Annotated in this window: 14 protein-coding genes and 1 pseudogene; 12 read left to right on the plus strand and 3 right to left on the minus strand. The window is 37.5% G+C overall.

Features of this window, described 5'->3' with window-relative positions:
- Window positions 1–91: 91 nt before the first annotated feature.
- Complete coding sequence (locus tag CBF29_RS04725) at window positions 92–1,489, minus strand: TrkH family potassium uptake protein (protein ID WP_126807901.1); 1,398 nt, start codon at window positions 1,487–1,489, stop codon at window positions 92–94.
- Between the two features lie 130 nt (window positions 1,490–1,619).
- On the opposite strand from CBF29_RS04725, the gene CBF29_RS04730 reads away from it, so the two are divergent.
- The 7 genes from CBF29_RS04730 to CBF29_RS04760 all read left to right on the plus strand — a co-directional run bounded on the left by CBF29_RS04730 (window position 1,620) and on the right by CBF29_RS04760 (window position 10,041).
- A complete protein-coding gene (locus CBF29_RS04730) occupies window positions 1,620–3,332 on the plus strand; it encodes a DNA-binding protein (RefSeq protein WP_126807903.1) in 1,713 nt (570 codons plus the stop codon).
- A gap of 105 nt (window positions 3,333–3,437) precedes the next feature.
- On the plus strand, window positions 3,438–5,018 hold the full coding sequence (locus CBF29_RS04735) for a cell division site-positioning protein MapZ family protein (RefSeq protein WP_126807905.1): 1,581 nt from the start codon (window positions 3,438–3,440) through the stop codon (window positions 5,016–5,018).
- Window positions 5,019–5,547: 529 nt separating this feature from the next.
- A complete protein-coding gene (locus CBF29_RS04740) occupies window positions 5,548–6,177 on the plus strand; it encodes a sugar O-acetyltransferase (protein ID WP_126807907.1) in 630 nt (209 codons plus the stop codon).
- Between the two features lie 130 nt (window positions 6,178–6,307).
- Window positions 6,308–7,138 (plus strand): MerR family transcriptional regulator, encoded by an 831-nt coding sequence (locus tag CBF29_RS04745; RefSeq protein ID WP_126807909.1) that lies wholly within the window; start codon window positions 6,308–6,310, stop codon window positions 7,136–7,138.
- A 251-nt stretch (window positions 7,139–7,389) separates the two neighbouring features.
- Window positions 7,390–7,731, plus strand: a complete 342-nt coding sequence (locus CBF29_RS04750; protein WP_126807911.1) for a hypothetical protein — start codon at window positions 7,390–7,392, stop codon at window positions 7,729–7,731.
- Between the two features lie 153 nt (window positions 7,732–7,884).
- Complete coding sequence (locus CBF29_RS04755) at window positions 7,885–8,364, plus strand: glutathione peroxidase (RefSeq protein WP_126807913.1); 480 nt, start codon at window positions 7,885–7,887, stop codon at window positions 8,362–8,364.
- Window positions 8,365–8,703: 339 nt separating this feature from the next.
- Entirely contained in the window at window positions 8,704–10,041 is a 1,338-nt protein-coding gene (locus tag CBF29_RS04760) for an FAD-dependent oxidoreductase (RefSeq protein WP_126807915.1), read from the plus strand.
- Between the two features lie 346 nt (window positions 10,042–10,387).
- Here CBF29_RS04760 and CBF29_RS13945 read toward each other — a convergent pair.
- Window positions 10,388–10,647 (minus strand): annotated as a pseudogene (locus CBF29_RS13945) (IS30 family transposase); the annotation flags it as partial.
- A gap of 180 nt (window positions 10,648–10,827) precedes the next feature.
- Window positions 10,828–11,655 (minus strand): AraC family transcriptional regulator, encoded by an 828-nt coding sequence (locus CBF29_RS04765; RefSeq protein ID WP_170169993.1) that lies wholly within the window; start codon window positions 11,653–11,655, stop codon window positions 10,828–10,830.
- Between the two features lie 125 nt (window positions 11,656–11,780).
- Between CBF29_RS04765 and CBF29_RS04770 the strand changes: the two genes are divergently transcribed.
- The 5 genes from CBF29_RS04770 to CBF29_RS04790 all read left to right on the plus strand — a co-directional run bounded on the left by CBF29_RS04770 (window position 11,781) and on the right by CBF29_RS04790 (window position 18,300).
- Window positions 11,781–13,529 carry an ABC transporter ATP-binding protein gene (locus CBF29_RS04770; RefSeq protein ID WP_126807919.1) on the plus strand — a complete coding sequence of 583 codons (1,749 nt, stop codon included), beginning with the start codon at window positions 11,781–11,783 and terminating at the stop codon, window positions 13,527–13,529.
- Entirely contained in the window at window positions 13,522–15,306 is a 1,785-nt protein-coding gene (locus CBF29_RS04775) for an ABC transporter ATP-binding protein (protein ID WP_126807922.1), read from the plus strand. Before CBF29_RS04770 ends, CBF29_RS04775 begins: the two co-directional genes overlap by 8 nt.
- 567 nt (window positions 15,307–15,873) lie before the next feature.
- The gene (locus CBF29_RS04780) at window positions 15,874–16,578 is read left to right on the plus strand and encodes a GntR family transcriptional regulator (RefSeq protein ID WP_126807924.1); all 705 of its coding nucleotides are present in this window, start codon (window positions 15,874–15,876) and stop codon (window positions 16,576–16,578) included.
- Window positions 16,579–16,666: 88 nt separating this feature from the next.
- Window positions 16,667–17,995 (plus strand): PTS sugar transporter subunit IIC, encoded by a 1,329-nt coding sequence (locus tag CBF29_RS04785; protein ID WP_126807927.1) that lies wholly within the window; start codon window positions 16,667–16,669, stop codon window positions 17,993–17,995.
- 56 nt (window positions 17,996–18,051) lie between these two features.
- Window positions 18,052–18,300 (plus strand): hypothetical protein, encoded by a 249-nt coding sequence (locus CBF29_RS04790; protein ID WP_126807929.1) that lies wholly within the window; start codon window positions 18,052–18,054, stop codon window positions 18,298–18,300.
- The last annotated feature ends 16 nt before the right edge of the window (window positions 18,301–18,316 follow it).

Raw genomic sequence — 18,316 nt, forward strand, 5'->3', positions numbered from 1 at the left:
TTTATCAGATAGATATCCCTGAGTCCTAGACTGGGATTTAATTATTGTAAGAGAGTTTTTTCTCAATTTAATAAAAACATACTAAAGAGAGTCAGCCGATGATGATTTGTTCGGTAGGATAGGCAAACGCTTTGTCTTGCTTTTCCTTGGGAACAAAAGTCATCAAGGTGTATAACATTCCCACTCGTCCAATAAACATCAAAAGAGCAATAATGATTTTTCCGATAGGAGTTAAATCAGAAGTAATCCCCAAAGACAGTCCTGTGGTCCCGAATGCAGAAGTTACCTCAATGATGATGGCTAGCAGTGAATGCTTTTCCGTGGCAGATAAAATAATAATAGAAAAGAAGCACATGAAAAGAGATAAGTTGAAAACCACAACGGCTTTTTTGATGTCTTCTTTGGAAATTTGTCTTCCGAAAATATTGACGTTTTCCTCGCTTTTGATGAATGAAGCCAAATATAGAAAGAGAATGGCAACAGTGGTCGTTCGAACCCCGCCTCCAACTGAACTAGGACTGCAGCCAATAAACATCAAAGAAGAAAACAACAGCAAAGTGGCCGGTTGAAACCGGTCTAAACTGTGCAATTGCAGTCCTGCATTACGGGTGCTGATAGAATAAAACATGGAGCTGATCCATTTTTGATTTTCTGCCATGGAAGAAAAGAGATGATTTTTTTCAAGCAAGTAAACCATAATCGTCCCAAAAATAAATAAAATAATAAAAGAAAAAATAGCAAGTTTGCTAAAAAGTGAAAATCTAAAAGGAAAACTATTTTTCTTTCGCTTGTGGGAGAGCCATTCACGAATTTCCATGATGACCGGAAATCCAATCCCACCAATCATAATCAAAAACATGGTGCTGATCAAAAAGAAAAAGTCATTCTTGTATGGCATGATGGAGGCACCTGTTACATCAAAACCTGAGTTAGTAACGGCAGAAATTGCTTGATAAAAGCCAAAGAAAATCGATTCAGAAATTGTTGCATGGGCATCAGTGAGATAAAAATGAAAAGAATAAATAACACCGAAAAACAGTTGGATCGCAATCAGAAAATTCAATGTTACGCGAATCAGTCTGACGACTCCGCTTAATTTCGGCTGATTCATGTCCGTCATGATCAACTGACGCTGACTTAGCGTGATCTTTTTTCGTGAAATAATCAAAAAATATGTCACAATCATCATTATCCCTAAACCGCCCACTTGAAAAAGGACTTCAAGTAATATAATCCCCCGATGATTAAAGACCTGATTAATATTGAACGTGCTCAGACCAGTCACACTGATCGTGCTGATGGCCATAAAGAGATCATCGATGAAGGCAGTTTTCACCCCGGGGTGTCTAAACCATGGAATTTTTAGTAGTATAAAAGAAATCAAGGTTAAAAGTATGTAGTAGGCAACAATCCGTTGAATACTAGAAACATGTGATGATAAATAGCGTGAAATCTTATTTTTTAATTGAAAAAATATCGTTGTTTTCATTGGCCATTCCTCATTTGTTTTAGTTATTTTCTATTATACTAAAAAAAGTTGTGGGTGTAAGTAAATTATAACAAGCATTGTCTATCTTATCAAAAAGGGTTAGAATAACTTCAAAGAGGGAGGAGCAATAATGATTATTCAAATATTTTTAAATAGTATTCTTTTTTTAATCGTGGTCGGAGTGTATTTAATCAAAAAGAAATTTTCGATCAATCGAGTGCAGCGGTTGCGACTCGCACTGTCCATCATTTTTTTAATTGTGGGTCAGTTTATTTTTATTTGGTTTATCTTGCCCAGCAAATCTTTGTTGAACTATTTGCTGATAAACTTAATCATGCTGGCACTGGCCAAAGGTGTGGTCTGGTTGTTGAAAGAAGCTGATGAACTGGTAGTCGAGCTTCTAAAACCCCGATTCTGGCAGTCTGTTGTGATTGTAGCGGCTTTTATTTTGCTGCTGGTTGCTTCGGCAGGCTATGATATTTACAGTAAGAAACAAGTGTATCGTACGTTGAATATCATGGAAGGAACGGATACCCCTGAATTGGATAAAGAGGACACTCCTGTGACGATTCCTCCGAAAACAGTTCGTAATAAAATGAAAAAATCCATGAATCAGTTTGATAATCAGCAATTTTATGACTTAGGAGAATTACAAGTTCAAAAAATCAAAGATGAAGTCGTTTATATCGCCCCGTTGGAATTTAAGGGGTTTTGGCGCTGGTTTAAAGGGAAAGCCTCTGAAGGGTACTTGATGATGTCAGCAACGGATATTTATGCCCAGCCGATAGCCGTTAAGAATCCCATGACATATATCCCTAGTGCTTACTTTTTTAAAGATGTGGAGCGAAAAATTTACTTTGCCACATCTACTTACAAAACAATGGGGGTCCCACAGCTAGAAGTTGATGACGATGGAAAAGCTTATTATGTGCAGACGTTGTACAAGGCAAGAGGGATTTCTGAAAACCCAAACTATCGAAAGATGAAAATTGCTGTCTTGGATACTGTCACGGGAAAAGTTAAGGTGTATGATTTAAAAGATGTTCCTGAGTTTATTGATGCGCCGATTTCACCAGAAATGGCTAGCGAGATGAACAGTGTCTACGGTAAGTATGAAAACGGCTGGCTCAACAGCAAGATGGCTAAAAAAGGCGTCAAGCTGGCCACTGAAAATGGAACAGAAGATGATGTGACACCAATTTTCAATGAAAAAGGAGAAATGCTTTATTTTACCGATTTTACCTCTCCTTCCAGTTCAGATGATTCAGCCATTGGCTACTCATTCATCAACGCACGGACAGGGGAGCTGACCTATTACAGTAAGAAAAATATGATGGACAGTGAAGGCTTGTTAAATTTGGTAAATTTAGTTTATCCGGAGAAAAAGCTCAAAGGCAGTATGCCTTTACTTTATAATATTGACGGGATTCCGACCTGGGTAGTGTCCATGTTGGATGAGAATGGGATTTTCAAAAAAATTGCTTATGTGAATGCCACTGACAGCGACATTTTAGCGATGGAAGACAATGTGACCAGAGCTTTGCAAACCTATCGGCTGAAGTTAGGGGAGAAAAATGCTAATGTGGGTGCAACAGATGAGATTGTTGAACAAGAGTTAGAAGGTAAGGTTTTAAGGGTCAGCAGTCCAATCGAAACAGAAGACGGCATCATCGTGAAATTTCTGATGGGAGACGGTATCATTTATACGGTGTCGGAAAGTACCTATCCTGAAGGAATCTTTTTAGAGAAAAATGACCATGTGAAATTTAAGGCTCGAATGGTTGACGAGCTAGTACAAGGCTACGTGACCGATTTTGAAATCACCACACTAGAGCAGCAGTAAAAGAAAAGTTCGATGATAATGATTGAGATGATAGAAAAAGTTTCAGCGAACGTAAAAATATGTTAAAATTGTGTTCATACTGATGAATATGGAGAAGAATAATCAATGACAAAAAAAATAAAATGTCCCAATTGCGGCTTTGAATATGATGAAGGAACTGAATTTTGTCCTAATTGTGATGTGATTAATCCTAACTCAAAATATATTCATAAAAAGCCGACAGCGGAAGAAATTTTAGCAGCAAAACAAATGGAACAGGCTACTGACGAAGAAATTCGTCAACGGTTAAGGGAAAAATACGAGCAGGAAACTAAAACACTTGAAAAAGAGGAACTCAAAGAAGCTTTAGACGAAGCGGAAGCTAAACATAAAGCAGATAAAGTTCCAGAGTCAGAAGTTGAGTCTGTCAAAGAAGCAGCGGTTTCTTCGGCGACACAAGAAAAACAAACAGAGAGTGCCAAAATTTCAGAGGATAAAAGCTGGAAACGTCCAGAAAAGCGTCAGGAAGATGAAGCAAGTTCCTCAGAAACTTCTGATGACAAGAAAACAGGAAATAAGAAACGTAACAATCTCATTTTTGGTGTAGTGATTGTCTTGTTGCTGGGTGCAGGAATCTGGGGTTACAACAAATACGAAAGTAATGCCAGAGAAAAACGAGCAGCACAAACCGAAAAAGCTTATAAACAAGCCAAAATAGATTTTGAGAAACTTTATTTTGATGAGAATAAAATTTTCCTACATTCAGATGTCTCAAAAGATAAAATCGATAAAGCCAGCGATAAAATCGAAACCATTGATAACAAAGAATTTCAAGAAGACTTGAAAGAAATTGAGTCAGATGTCAGAGAGCGTTTTGAAAAACAAGATGGTTTAAATATTTTATTCGACCAACCTGTCCTTGTTGGAGATACTTTGGATGATAAAGCATTGGTCAAAGAGAACATTTCCAGTGTGTCACTGGAAATTTCTGACAAAGAACAAGATGCTTTTGATAAAAAAATAAACGAAGGCATTCAATTGGCAAAAGATCAGGTAGAGGACAACAATAAAGCCAAGGAGTTAATGACAGTTGTTTTCAAAGACAATAAAATCGTTGAAAACGTCAAGCGGGAAGATTACAACAAAGCTAAAGAAGCTGTTGGGAAAATCAAGCGAAAAGAATTAAAAGAAACATTTGAAAAGCAATTAAAATCTGTGGATGATTTTCTCGTTGCTAAGGAAAAAGAAACAAAAGAAAAAGAAGCTGCACAAGCGGCAGCAAACGCACAGGCTGCTGGAGCTGCTCCGTCCCAGAACGCTCAGGCGAATCAAGCAGCTCAAGGTAGCGGCACCAATATTTTTGGGGCAGACCGAATTCAAAAATGGCATGAGAAAAATCCGACAGTTCAAAGCGGGATGTTAAGCAATCTTGATCCGGGAGCAGTATCCAGCGACCCTTGGGTATGGGCGCCGGGTGTTCAAGAGACCGTCCTGAATGAATGTTTCCGTCGGGGGTATATCGTAGAAGGCGGCTTTTATCTAGTTCAAAGTAAAATTGTCGATGGAGAAGGTTATTATGATTTGTATGCCACTGACACCAGCGCACCTTTATTTAACAATTGGAAACCAGCCACACCTTATTATCTAGTGACAATCAACTGTAAAACTGGTTGGTTCAAAGGAAATGGATCAGACGGAACGTTGTAACATTTCTAAAATGGTCACATATTTTATTCCATAAAAGCAAGGCCACGAATGAAGCGTATAAAGCGTCTATTCGTGGTCTTTTTGTATGCTCTGGAGCTCACTTGCTATCCAGTCGGTTTGGGACAGCTTTTAGGGAGGTATTTTTTGGTAAGAAAAGCAATATAATTTCATCCGAGATAAAAACAACACGAAAGTACCTACGCGTATTCCCACCTGAGCAGAGGAAGTAAATTATTTATGGAAATTTCAGAAGAAAACACTGGTAAAAAAATCCGGGAGCTTGTAAAAGAATACTGAAGGAGTTGAGTTTAATTTTTAAACAATAACTGCAAGGGTCTTTGACAAACTTTGCACAACTATGGGAGAATAAAAGTTAAAGTTTTTAGTCCTGATTATCACCGGAGAAATCCATTGACTTTCTTAACATGATAAGAGACTTTGTAGATACTTCCAATTTTAGTATATCAAATGAAGACTAAGCCATTTTTTAATCAAAAATAATAAAAAATAGATACTAAGGAGTAAATAAATGAAAAAAGATTTTGAGTATGAACAAATGTTAGCTGGAGCTCTCTACTTCGCTCCAAACATATTTCCCGAAAACGGTTCTTTGGAAGGAAAGAAACTAGCACAAAAAATTAATAATGAACCAATTGAAAATACAGATAAAATCATAGCGATGGTAAGAAAATTATTTGGCAAGACCGGTCGTTCTTTTTACGTCAATCCGCCAGTCTACGTTGATTATGGCCGTCATGTGGAAATTGGCGAAAATTTCTATGCAAATATGGATTGTATGTTTGTAGATGTCAACAAAATAGTCATCGGAGACAATGTGATGGTCGGGCCAAGGGTCGGATTCTATACTGCCGGTCATCCCACAGATCCTGAAATCAGAATAAAAGAATTAGAGTTTGGTTCGCCAATCACTATTGAAGACAATGTTTGGATTGGTGGAAATGCCACCATTTTGCCGGGCGTGACTGTTGGGAAAAACTCAATTGTGGGAGCCGGAGCAGTGGTCACCAAAGATGTGCCAGAAAATACAATAGTTGGAGGGAATCCTGCACGAGTTATCAGAGAAATAAATGATGTGGATAAGAAAAAATGGGAAGCTGAAATGAAAACTTATTATGAAAATTTGGCTAAAAATAAATAATCGTTCATTTGAGTGTGTCTCTCAAATAAACGTTCTTTAGTGCTGAGGTAGAGTTTAGTCAAAGACTAGACTCTGACCTAACGTTGTGGTTTACAATAAAACTATACAAAATAGAAAAGCGAGGGATTCCATGTTTAAAGTAGGAACATTTTCTAGAATAACCAACACTACCGTTAGAACTTTGCATCACTATGAAAAAATCGGTCTTCTTTTGCCTACACATATTGATGAACAATCCAACTACCGTTATTACGATGCCAAGCTAATCAATAAGTTGAATCAAATCAAAGTACTGCAGCAAATTGGTTTTTCTTTGGAAGAAATTAAGCAGATTCTTAAAGAAGATGTCTATGACAACGTGAGCACTCATTTTGAGCAAAAATACCAAGCCCTCCATCAAGAGCTGGAGGCATTAAAAAACAAACAGAAATTTCTCGAACTGCTGATGGAAAAGGATAGCGAACAGTTGATGAGCAGGTATAATATCAGTGTTAGGGAGCTGCCTGAAAGAAACGTCATGAGCATACGGAGACCGTTGCCAGAATTTGATGCGGAAGGGTTATTATGGCAGGAATTGTACGAAGAATTTTTGGCACAAGAGGTTACATTTTCTACACCGCCATTTGGGATTTCCTATTACCATGATTCTGAATACAAAGAAGAAAACGTGGATGTAGAAATTCAAAGCAGTGTGATTGGAGAGTATGCAGACACAGATAAGGTGAAATTTTTCACCCAAGAAGCTGAAGAGATAGCCTCGGTGGTCTTTCAAGGGGACTTTTCTCAAATGCCATTGATCACAACTGCCTTGGGAAACTGGATTAGCATGAATAATTATGAAATTGCCGGTCCCATGGTAAATATCCCAATTGTTTCGCCAGCCCAATCACCTGACTCTGAAGACTGGATTCATGAAGCAGGCTTCATTGTAAAAAAAATAATTAACCAAAGCAGTGAGTAAACTAAAGAAAAATTACTGCTTCTTTTACTGGAAATTTTCATACAATTTCCATTAACTAATTTTTCTCTTGCTCTCTGGTAAAAATTGTAATATTTATTGTCTTTCCTACTAAGACTTTTCCTTTTGCATAAATTAATAAGTGTTATTTTAAAAGTCTTAACCTTTGACAAAAAAATCAAGTATTCACTATAATGAGAATGAAATATGACGAAAAGGCCTTTAATAACTTAATTAAACTAAGGGGAATTTGTATGAAAAAGAAGCTGATGTTTATAATTGGTTTATCAGTAGTCGGGTTGAGCTTTTTATTTATCAGAGATTATGTCAAAAGTAAGGAAACAAGATTGAAAGATAGTCAGATTCTTGTAGAGGTACAGAGTGTATCGGAGGATCGTTTCATCGGCGACGTCCTTGATGGAAACGATTTGGTGACAGATCAGCAAATAATCGCTTTTACTTTTCAGGAAACAGACAAATTAGAAACTTTGCAAGAAAATGATCAGGTAATTCTAGAGGTGCCTGTAGTGCCGATTATGACCCACAGTCTACCTCCGCAAATGCCCCAAACAAAAATAATTAAAATTTTGGATTAAATTAATATGGCTTTAAGTTTCATACTACAGTAACGGTGTTTCCTTACTGTAGTTTTTTTCAAAATTTTTTTTGCGAATGTGATTTTCAAGTCATTTTAAGAGCATTAAGAAGGGGATAGTTTTATAATAAGAACAATGAAAGGAGCTTATCTCATGTCAATTTATGATTTCGAAGTACGTTTGGATGATGGCCGTGTCTATGCTTTAAGCGAGTATCAAGACAAAGTGATGCTCATTGTCAATACAGCGACAAAATGCGGTCTTGCCCCTCAGTTTAAAGAGCTGGAATCTTTATATGAAAAGTATCAGGAGGATGGCTTGGTGATTTTGGGTTTCCCATCGGATCAATTCAAACAAGAGTTGAAAACTGGCAGTGAAGCAGCAGAGGCTTGCCGCTTAAAATATGGTGTCAGCTTTCCCATGCATGAATTAATCAAAGTCAATGGAGCGGAGACACTACCTTTATTTAAGTATTTGAAAGAGCAAGCGCCAAGCAAGCTGGGAAAGACGATCAAATGGAACTTCACCAAGTTTTTAGTTGCCAGACAGGAACAAGAAATAAAAAGATATTCTCCTCAAACCACTCCCTCTGAAATTGAAAAGGATATCGTTGAATGGTTAGATAAGAAGTGACTTTTACTATTTAAAGAGAAAACAAGATAATGATATTAGAAGTGTGTTTTAGTTCGCTTTTTTTTATTATTTTTACACATTTTCTTCTACATAACTAGATACTTGCTCGGGAAAAAAATAACATTGTGAAAAACATTGCACAATATTTCGTTGATCAGATGATGATTATATCAATTAACAGAGAAAGGATTGTGAAAAAAATGTTTTAAAATACGCGAAATTCGTTGTCATTGAGCAAGCAGAATAATGTTTCCCAAAACTATCCTTTGGTATATTATAGAAGGTCTCAACGGGAGTTTGATTTTGAAGACTAAATTTTTGAAAAGGTGGTTATTAGAGATGAAAGTAATCGTAGTGGGATGTACCCACGCCGGAACGGCAGCGATCAAAAATATTTTGCAAAATAATCAGGACGTGAGCGTGACTGTTTTTGAAAAAAATGATAATGTTTCTTTCCTTTCATGCGGTATTGCTCTTTATGTAGGGGGAGTTGTGAAGAACGCGCAAGAGTTGTTCTATTCAAATCCGGAAGAGCTGGCAAGTCTTGGTGCAGATTTATATATGGAGCATGAAGTGACTGCTATTGACACTGATAATAAACTAGTAACAGCGAAAAACTTGCAAACAGGAGAAATATTGACAGAGTCTTATGATAAGTTGGTAATGACCACGGGTTCATGGCCAATTATTCCTCCGATTCCGGGACGGGAACTAGATAATGTACTGTTGTGTAAAAACTATAATCAGGCAAAAGAAATCATTGCCAAAGCACAACACGCTAAAAAAATCACTGTCGTAGGCGGAGGATACATCGGTATCGAATTAGTGGAAGCATTTGTTGAATCAGGCAAAGAAGTCACACTCATCGATGGACTAGATAGAATTTTGAATAAATATCTTGATGCAGGACACACCGATATTTTGGAAGAGGAATTACGTCAAAAAGGAGTTACTCTTGCCCTAAACGAAACGGTGTCAGAATTTGTAGGTGACGAGAATGGTCAATTGACTGGTGTCAAGACACCTGACGGCCTATATGAGGCGGACTTGGCTATCCTGTGTGTTGGGTTTAAACCACAGACTGAACTTCTAAAAGGAAAAGTCGATATGTTGCCAACTGGAGCGATTATTGTCGACGAATATATGCGTACCAGCAATCCGGATATTTTTGCCGCTGGAGACAGTACGATTGTTCATTATAATCCGACAGAAACATCTAACTATATCCCTCTTGCTACGAATGCTGTGCGTCAAGGGATGCTCGTGGGAACCAATATCAAGGAGCCTGTGTTAGCTTACAGAGGATCACAAGGCACTTCAGGATTGTATTTGTTTGGATGGACGATTGGGTCCACTGGTATGACATTGGGTAACGCATTGGCTCAGGGAATCAATGCAGAGGCAGTCTGGTTTGAAGATAATTATCGCCCAGAATTTATGCCTACCACAGAAAATATATACATGCAGCTAGTGTTCGATAAAGACAGCAAGGTTATTTTGGGTGGACAGTTGATGTCCAAATATGATATCACTCAGTCAGCTAACACATTGTCTGTTGTTATCCAGAATAAAATGACATTGGAAGACCTTGCTTTACAAGACTTTTTCTTCCAGCCTCATTTTAACCGTCCTTGGAACTACTTGAATTTGTTGGCACAAGAAGCATTGAAAAAATAATTTTGTAACTCATAGATAGGTTACAGAGTTTGAAAGTTATGCTAATTAGTGTTGGCGGAAAATCGATTGGTTTTTCGCCAACACTTTTTTATGCTCTGAAAATAATTTCCATAGCAGATGGGCAGATGGTTTTCAGAACATACAAAAAATCTACCTAGGCAGCTTGCTCAGGTAGATATCTGATTATACTAGTTAATTTGATATTCACCAACATTGCTTTGTGAAGTACCAAAATTGGTTTTCTCACTAATATTTTCTAGGTGAACTTTACATCAATACTGAATATTGTAGAATCAACAAAAACAAACATGACCTTGATAGGGCTCATGTTTGTTTTTTTCCTTTGTCAAATTAAGTTAGATAAATAGTCTTTATCTACATAGCTCATAAATACTTCCAACGATATTTGATAATTTAACGATTCCCTTGGGATATGTTTCCTCTATATGAAGCACCAGATTGGGTAAACGCTTTTGGGACGTCATTACAACCCATAGTTTTAAACAAGCCGTCTCTACGTAACAGTCCCTTAGAACTTTCATTTAACTTACGCTGTGAACGTGTCTCAGAATCGGCAAAGTAAATGTCAATCTCATTGATATCACTGTTTTTTCTTATTTGATGCATTGATAGACTTTATTGAAGGGATTTGCCTTTAACGATTCAATTGACGTGCAACGTTAGTAAAGGATTCACTTATTTTGAAACAAGTGAATCCTTTACAAGTTCATCTGGTTTAAGATAAGTGTTGAACAAATGACATTTTTTTAGTTGTCTAGCTTAATTTTACGATTGGCGTTTTGAATATTCTGACGGCGGGATATTAAAATATTTTTTAAAAAGTTTGCTGAAGTGATAGGCATCTTGATAGCCGACCAGATTGGCAACTTCCTTAATTGACATTTCTTCATTTTCCAACAATTCTTTTGCTTTGTTCATGCGGACTTTAATCAGGTAGTTAATCGGCGTGTCTCCTGTTTCTTCCTTAAACAACTTGGATATATAGGCAGGACTGATGTACATTTTACTAGATATACTTTCAAGCCTGATGTTTTCAGCATGATATGTTTCCAGATAGTAGATAATATCATTGATTAATTTTTTCTTATCGGCTTTTTTAGAATTTTTTGGCAGCAAGTGTATCCCATGATTAGCTGTCGCACGAAAAATATGTACCCATAACTGACTAACCAGATGTTTCATCGCCAAATCTTGATAAGGGTTTTGATTATTTTTTTCTTTGATGATTTGCTGAATCGTTTTCATAAATTCCTTGCGATAACTACCTAAATCAAGGATAGGAAAACGTGCAGGAAAGCAATTTGGTTCATAGCCTGACAATTGAAAATTTTCTATGCCGATATGCAGCTGATGACTGCTTGATGCATCAGGCTGTTCTTCCCAGTGCATGGTGTATGGATTAAGACAAATCACATCGCCTTGTTTAAGGATATGTGTTTTATTGTCGATATGGTAGACAGTTGTTCCTTCAACAATCACGCTCAACTCAATAGAGTCGTGAAAATGTTGCTGGGCTGCTTGACCGGGTTCCCAAAAGGCATCAAAAACATATAGCACTTCCGGATTAAATGTTTTAGATGGGATATTTAACATGTTAATTCTCACTCCTAACATCTCTACAATATACTACATGATTTTGTGAAGATAATCCATTCTTTTATTCGAAAAAACAAGCTACTCTATACTGTAGTTGAAACATACTAAGGAGGGAAGAAAACATGATTCACTTTAAATGGATATGGCGGTACGTAAAAGTTTATAAAATGCAACAAGTTGTAGCAATGATATTATTGATTATTAGCGCTTTATTGCTTATCGTCAATCCATTGATTGCAGGGAAAATTGTGGATGCGGTCATTTTTCAAGGGCAAGAAGAAAAATTGATTCCATACCTGCTGCTGATGATAGGTGTGACACTGCTGAGAACAATCGTCCGTTATATTTATCAAAACATGTTTGAAGAGGTGGGACAAAACGTGCTTTTTGATTTGCGGAAAGATATGTATCATAAGCTGCATGAACTGGACTTTGATTATTTCAATCATACAAGGGTTGGAGATATCATGGCAAGAATGACTGGGGACACAGATGCTATCCGTCACTTCGTCTCGTGGGCAGGCTACAGTATTGTGGAGTCAGTCTTATGGTTTTGTGTGGCAATGGCAGTGATGTTCACAATCAACGTGCCTTTGACTTTTATTATGATTTTAATTACACCTGCAATCTTTATCTTGACTCGCCGTATTTCTGACGAAAGTTACCCAAAATTTTTTGATATTCGAGAGTCTTTTTCCAGATTGAATTCGATGGTGGAAGAAAATATCAGTGGCAATCGTGTCGTCAAAGCTTTTTCAAGAGAACAGTATGAAATTGAAAAGTTTAATCAAGTCAACCAAGACTACTTGGAAAAAAATATGGCATCCGCTAAAGTTTCCGGCAAATATTTGCCTGCACTTGAATTTCTTGCAGGATTGTTAAGTGTCATGACACTGCTTTTTGGCGGTTTGTTTGTGATTCGAGAACAGATGAGTATTGGCGATTTGGTCGCTTTCAACAGTTACCTTTGGATGTTGAACAATCCATTGCGGATGAGCGGCTGGCTGATTAACGACACCCAGCGTTTTCTTGCCAGCTGTCTCAAAATTCGCGAACTGTTGAGTCAGCGAAGCAGCTTGGTTGCTGTCCCTGAGACTGAAATTGAACGGTTGACAGGAGATATTGCTTTTGAAAATGTCTCATTTCATTTCAGTGATGATCCTGACACGAATATTTTGGAGGATATTTCTTTTTCGGTAAAGGCAGGACAAACCATCGGTATTTTAGGACAAACGGGAGCCGGAAAAACCACATTAGTCAACTTGATTGCTCGTTTTTATGATCCCACATCAGGTGTTGTCAAGCTTGGAGGCAAAGACCTTCGTGACTGGCCAATCAAGATGGTACGGGAACAAGTCTCTATGGTCATGCAGGATGTATTTTTATTTTCCAATACGATTGAAGAAAACATTGCATTCAGTGATCCGGAAATGCCGATAGGAAAAATCCGCGACATGGCGGAAATTGCTGACGCCAGCCATTTTATCGAACGGATGCCGGAAGGATACGGAACATTTGTCGGTGAAAGAGGTGTTGGTCTGTCAGGCGGACAAAAACAGCGTATTTCTCTTGCCAGAGCTTTGGCAAAAGAACCGGCTGTGCTGATACTGGACGACACCACATCGGCGGTGGATATGGAGACGGAAAACAAGATTCAAAAAAAATTGGATAAAGTTACCAATAATACAACAACATTTATTATTGCCCATCGTATCAGTTCGGTGAGAGAGGCTGATTTGATTTTGGTCATGGAGAAAGGCCGTGTGGTCGAGCAGGGCACACATGCCAGTCTAATTGAACAAAATGGGGAGTACGCTGGAATTTACAGGAAGCAGCTTGGTTTGGATGAAGGGAGTGAGGCAAATGGCTAAAAATACTTTTTCTCAAGATGAAGTGTTGCAAGAAGAATTTAACTGGTCTCACTACCGGCGCTTGTTTCAGTACGTCCTACCATACAAAAAGCCGTTTATGCTGATTGTGTTCACGATAATTCTAGCTAATATGGCGGCCATGGCAGGTCCCTATTTTACCAAGCTGGCAATCGATGAAATCATTCCACAAAAAAATATTCCGCTGTTGCTGATTATCAGTGGTGTATTCTTAGTTTTTTTGTTGTTTATTTCATGGTGTCTGAAGTATCGTATCTGGCATATCACCAAATTGGGGCAGCAGATTTTGCTGGATATTCGTTTCGATATTTTCACTCATTTGCAAAAACTGCCTTTTTCTTATTTTGATTCACGTCCTCACGGAAAGATTTTGATTCGTGTAGTTAATTATATCAATACATTAAGCGACCTGTTGAGTAATGGTCTGATTAATTTGATTTCAGATTTATTTAATGTTCTTATCACGCTCATCGTTATGTTTCTGATTGATGCGAGATTAACGCTTTACAGTTTGGGGTTACTGCCGTTATTGTTTGTAATTACAATGATTATCAAAAATAAACAACGTAAAGCATACCAGCATTTAAGCAACAAGCAGTCTAACTTGAACGCTTATATTCATGAAAGTATTTCAGGAGTGCGTATCACTCAGTCGTTCACTCGTGAGGAGCGAAATGAACTTATCTTTGATGAGTTGTCAAATGATTACCGTTCTGCTTGGATGAAAGCAGTCAGGATCATGCGCCTGCTTTGGCCGTCGGTAGAAAATATTTCTATTCTGACGACTTGTCTGATTTATTTTATCGGTATTCGTCAAATAGGTGTGGAAGTCAGTACCGGTACACTGATTGCATTTATGGGTTACATCAATAATTTTTGGAATCCCGTGATTAATATAGGTAATTTTTATAATTCTTTGATCACAGCGACAGCCTATTTGGAACGGATTTTTGAAACACTTGATGAAGAACCTGAAATACAAGATAAAGAGAATGCTCAAATTTTGGATACCGTACAAGGAAACGTTGCATTTGAGCATGTGACATTCAGATACGAGCCGAAGGGCAGAAAAATTTTAGATGATGTGACCTTCTCAGTAAATTCCGGACAGTCAATTGCCTTAGTCGGTCCGACGGGGGCAGGGAAGACCACCGTGATTAATCTCATTAGCCGCTTTTATGACATTGATGAAGGCAGTGTCAAAGTAGACGGCAAGGATGTCAGAGATGTCACCCTTCAGTCACTGCGTTCCCAGATGGGCGTTATGCTTCAGGACACATTTATCTTTTCTGGAACGATTCTTGAAAACATCCGCTATGGGAAATTGGATGCTACAGAAGAAGAAATCATCCGAGCCAGCAAAGCTGTTAGGGCACACGACTTCATCAAAGAACTGAAAGACGGGTATCATACTGTCGTTGAAGAACGAGGGAGCACTTTATCTGCAGGACAGCGCCAGCTGATTTCTTTCGCCAGAGCATTGTTGGCGGATCCGCGTATCTTGATACTTGATGAGGCTACATCAAGTATTGATACACATACGGAGGAACTCCTGCAAAAAGGACTAAATGAATTGCTTAAAAATAGAACATCGTTTATTATTGCCCATAGATTGTCGACGATTAAGAATAGCTCAGAGATATTTTTTATCGATCAAGGACAGATTATTGAACGGGGCACTCACGATGAACTGATGGCAAAAAAAGGCAGATATTATTTCTTGTATCAGTCCCAATATGATTTGTTGAAAGCCGAGTGATTTGCAGACAGTGGGGATTTAAAAATGCAGGCAGATAGAAGTGTATGTGCATGGTATAAATGTTTTAAAATAAACTATCTGCTTTGATAAATATACTTAGAATTAAAGAAGATGCTAATCAAGAAATAAAATTTCTGATTAGCATCTTTTATCGTTTCTGAATCCAAGGATTTTTATTCTTTTGTTTATCCTTTTGAGGCATCGTTACCGCAACTCGTTTAATGGCATTTTTTATATTTGTTCCAGAAGGTGAGTTCCTACTTAAATTATTCGACAGCAGTCTATTTAAAAAATGAATGACAGCAAAAAAGATTGGTTATCCTTTGGTTTATGGTGATATAAAAAGCAATTTTAGCATTATCCAGTGTTTTATCATAGTGAGTGGTTCGAGAAGTAGTAGAAATTAATATCAACTGAGTACTTCATATTGATATCTAGCTGAAAGAATGATATCTTGAATTAGGAGTCATGGATTAAATCATAGCTGATTATTCCAGTACAGGCCGGTTTTTATGACATCTAAACTTATAGATCGTCTGTGAATTAAGTAATCGCGGAGGTATTCATATGAAAGGTAAAAAACTTTTATACATCGAGGTGGCTAAGGACTTAAAATCCGATATTTTAGCGGGACATTATCCAGTAGGGACTCTTATTCCTACCGAAATCGAATTAGAAAAAAAATATGAGGTAAGTAAAATCACCATCAGAAAAGCGGTTGAAATACTTTCCCAAGAAGGTTATTTAGAAAAAAAGAGCGGCAAAGGAACCACGGTCATCAGCAACCGACCTTTTAATAAATTATCAAAGGCCACATCATTTTCTGCTGTATTAGAAAATGAAGGTCATAGGTTGACTAAAAAAATTATTTCAGTAGAAGAAGTCGATGATTTTACAGAGCTTCCCGAAGATGTTCGAAAAAAATTAGGAGAACGGATTATCTGCCTCACTCGAATTTATTATTTAGATGATAGTCCCTACATTTTCTATAAACATTACTTGCCATATAAGGAAAATATCGAGTCGCTGAGGAAAAGTCAAACGTCTTTGTATAGCTGGTTGGGTGAACAAGGTCAATCTATTTCTTATATCAGAGATAGTTTTTCAATCGAAATGGCTGATGAGGAGATTAAAGAAATTTTAAATCTCGATAAACCAACATACTTAAAACGTCATCGCTATTCCTTCAATCAAGGTCGAAATTTGGTAGAATATTCTGTTGGTAACTATGATGTGGATCTTCATTCTTATGTGATTGAGTATGAAGTTTAACCGATTTTTAAAACGATTTTAAAAAAATCGTTTACAAACAAAGATTATAATGTTATATTCTATGTATAGAATATAGGAGGTTTTATAAATGGATAAATTTATTGATCTTTTGGAGATGAAAATCGCTCCCGTTGCCGGGAAAATAAGTTCACAACGACACATGACAGCTATTAGAAAAGGAATTATTGCCACTCTGCCATTATCTATCGTAGGTTCTTTTTTCACTATTTTTAGTAATTTTCCTATTCCATCTGTTGCCGAGTATTTGTCTCAGTTTCAATCAATGATAGATATTCCTTCCCGTTTTACTGTGGGTATCTTAGCGTTGTACGCTACTTTTGGTATTTCTTATTCGCTGGCAAAAAGTTATGACTTGGACGGTTTGACTTGCGGGATGCTTGGGACACTTTCTTTTTTGATCACAGTGGTGTCTCCTTTTAGAGTATTACAAGATATTCAAGGTGTTGATTTACAAGGGGTTGGGTATGACAATGTGGTGGCTGCTGGAAGATATATGTCCGTAGGCTCTCTTAGTTCTTCATCTTTATTCAGTTCCATTGTTACTGCAATAGTCGCTGTTGAAATTTTCCGTTTCATGAAAGAGAAAAAAATAACAATTAAAATGCCCGCTGGTGTTCCACCTGAGGTATCTAACTCTTTTGTAGCTTTGTTCCCGACGGCTGTCGTTATTTTGTTATTCTGGACTATCAAATATATTTTTAAATTTGAAATCAATACTTTTTTGAGTAATTTGTTGTTGCCGTTTAAAAATATTTTAGCCGGAAATAGTTTGTTTGGCGGTTTGCTGACAGTTCTTTTGATTACGTTCTTCTGGGTACTGGGAATTCATGGCCCAGCCATCATGGGACCAGTCATCCGGCCGTTTTGGGATATGTCAATTGCTGAAAATGTTGAAGCTTTTGCTGATGGGGTATCGGCTTTTGATTTGCCAAATATTTTTACAGAACAATTCTTGCAATGGTTTGTTTGGATCGGTGGTGCTGGGGGTACGTTGGCTTTAGTCATTCTGTTCTTATTTTCAAAATCAGAGTACCTCAGAAGTTTAGGTAAATTGTCCTTCCTTCCAGGTCTTTTCAATATTAACGAACCGATGATTTTCGGGGCACCGATTGTGATGAACCCAATTTTAGGGATTCCATTTATTCTTGCTCCGATGGTGACAACGACAGTCTCTTATTTCTTTACTCTTGCAGGCTGGGTGCCAAAAATGGCGACACGTTTGCCGTTTACGATTCCTGCACCGATTGCGGCCTGGATGAGTACGGACTGGCATATCATGTCAGGTGTCTTGGTAATTATCAACTTTGTTATCACAGCTGCCATTTACTATCCGTTCTTTAAAGTATTTGAAGCAAATCAATTAAAACGTGAGGAAGAAGAAGCCTCTCAAGCATAATTTATATTTGAAAGGGGGGTAAGGGAAAAAATCCCTTACCCTTTAGGTGATTATCTATGACAATTTTACAATTTACCATATTTTTAATTATTTTTTTCGGCTCTCAACTTATGATGGAAAAGGGTCAGTTTGCTGAATGGCTGGCACTACAGAAAACTAGTTTGGTTTTGCTCGGTTCAATTGGCGGGATGGTCACTTCTGTTTGTATCGGTTACCTTTTCAATATTAATTTTGTACCAATCGCAGCGACCATTTTTTTCGGTTCAGTCATCGTTGGAAAATTCAGGAAAATATTAATAAAATAAGAAAGAGTGAAAAGTA

Source organism: Vagococcus elongatus, assembly GCF_003987645.1.
GTDB classification, from domain to species: domain Bacteria; phylum Bacillota; class Bacilli; order Lactobacillales; family Vagococcaceae; genus Vagococcus_A; species Vagococcus_A elongatus.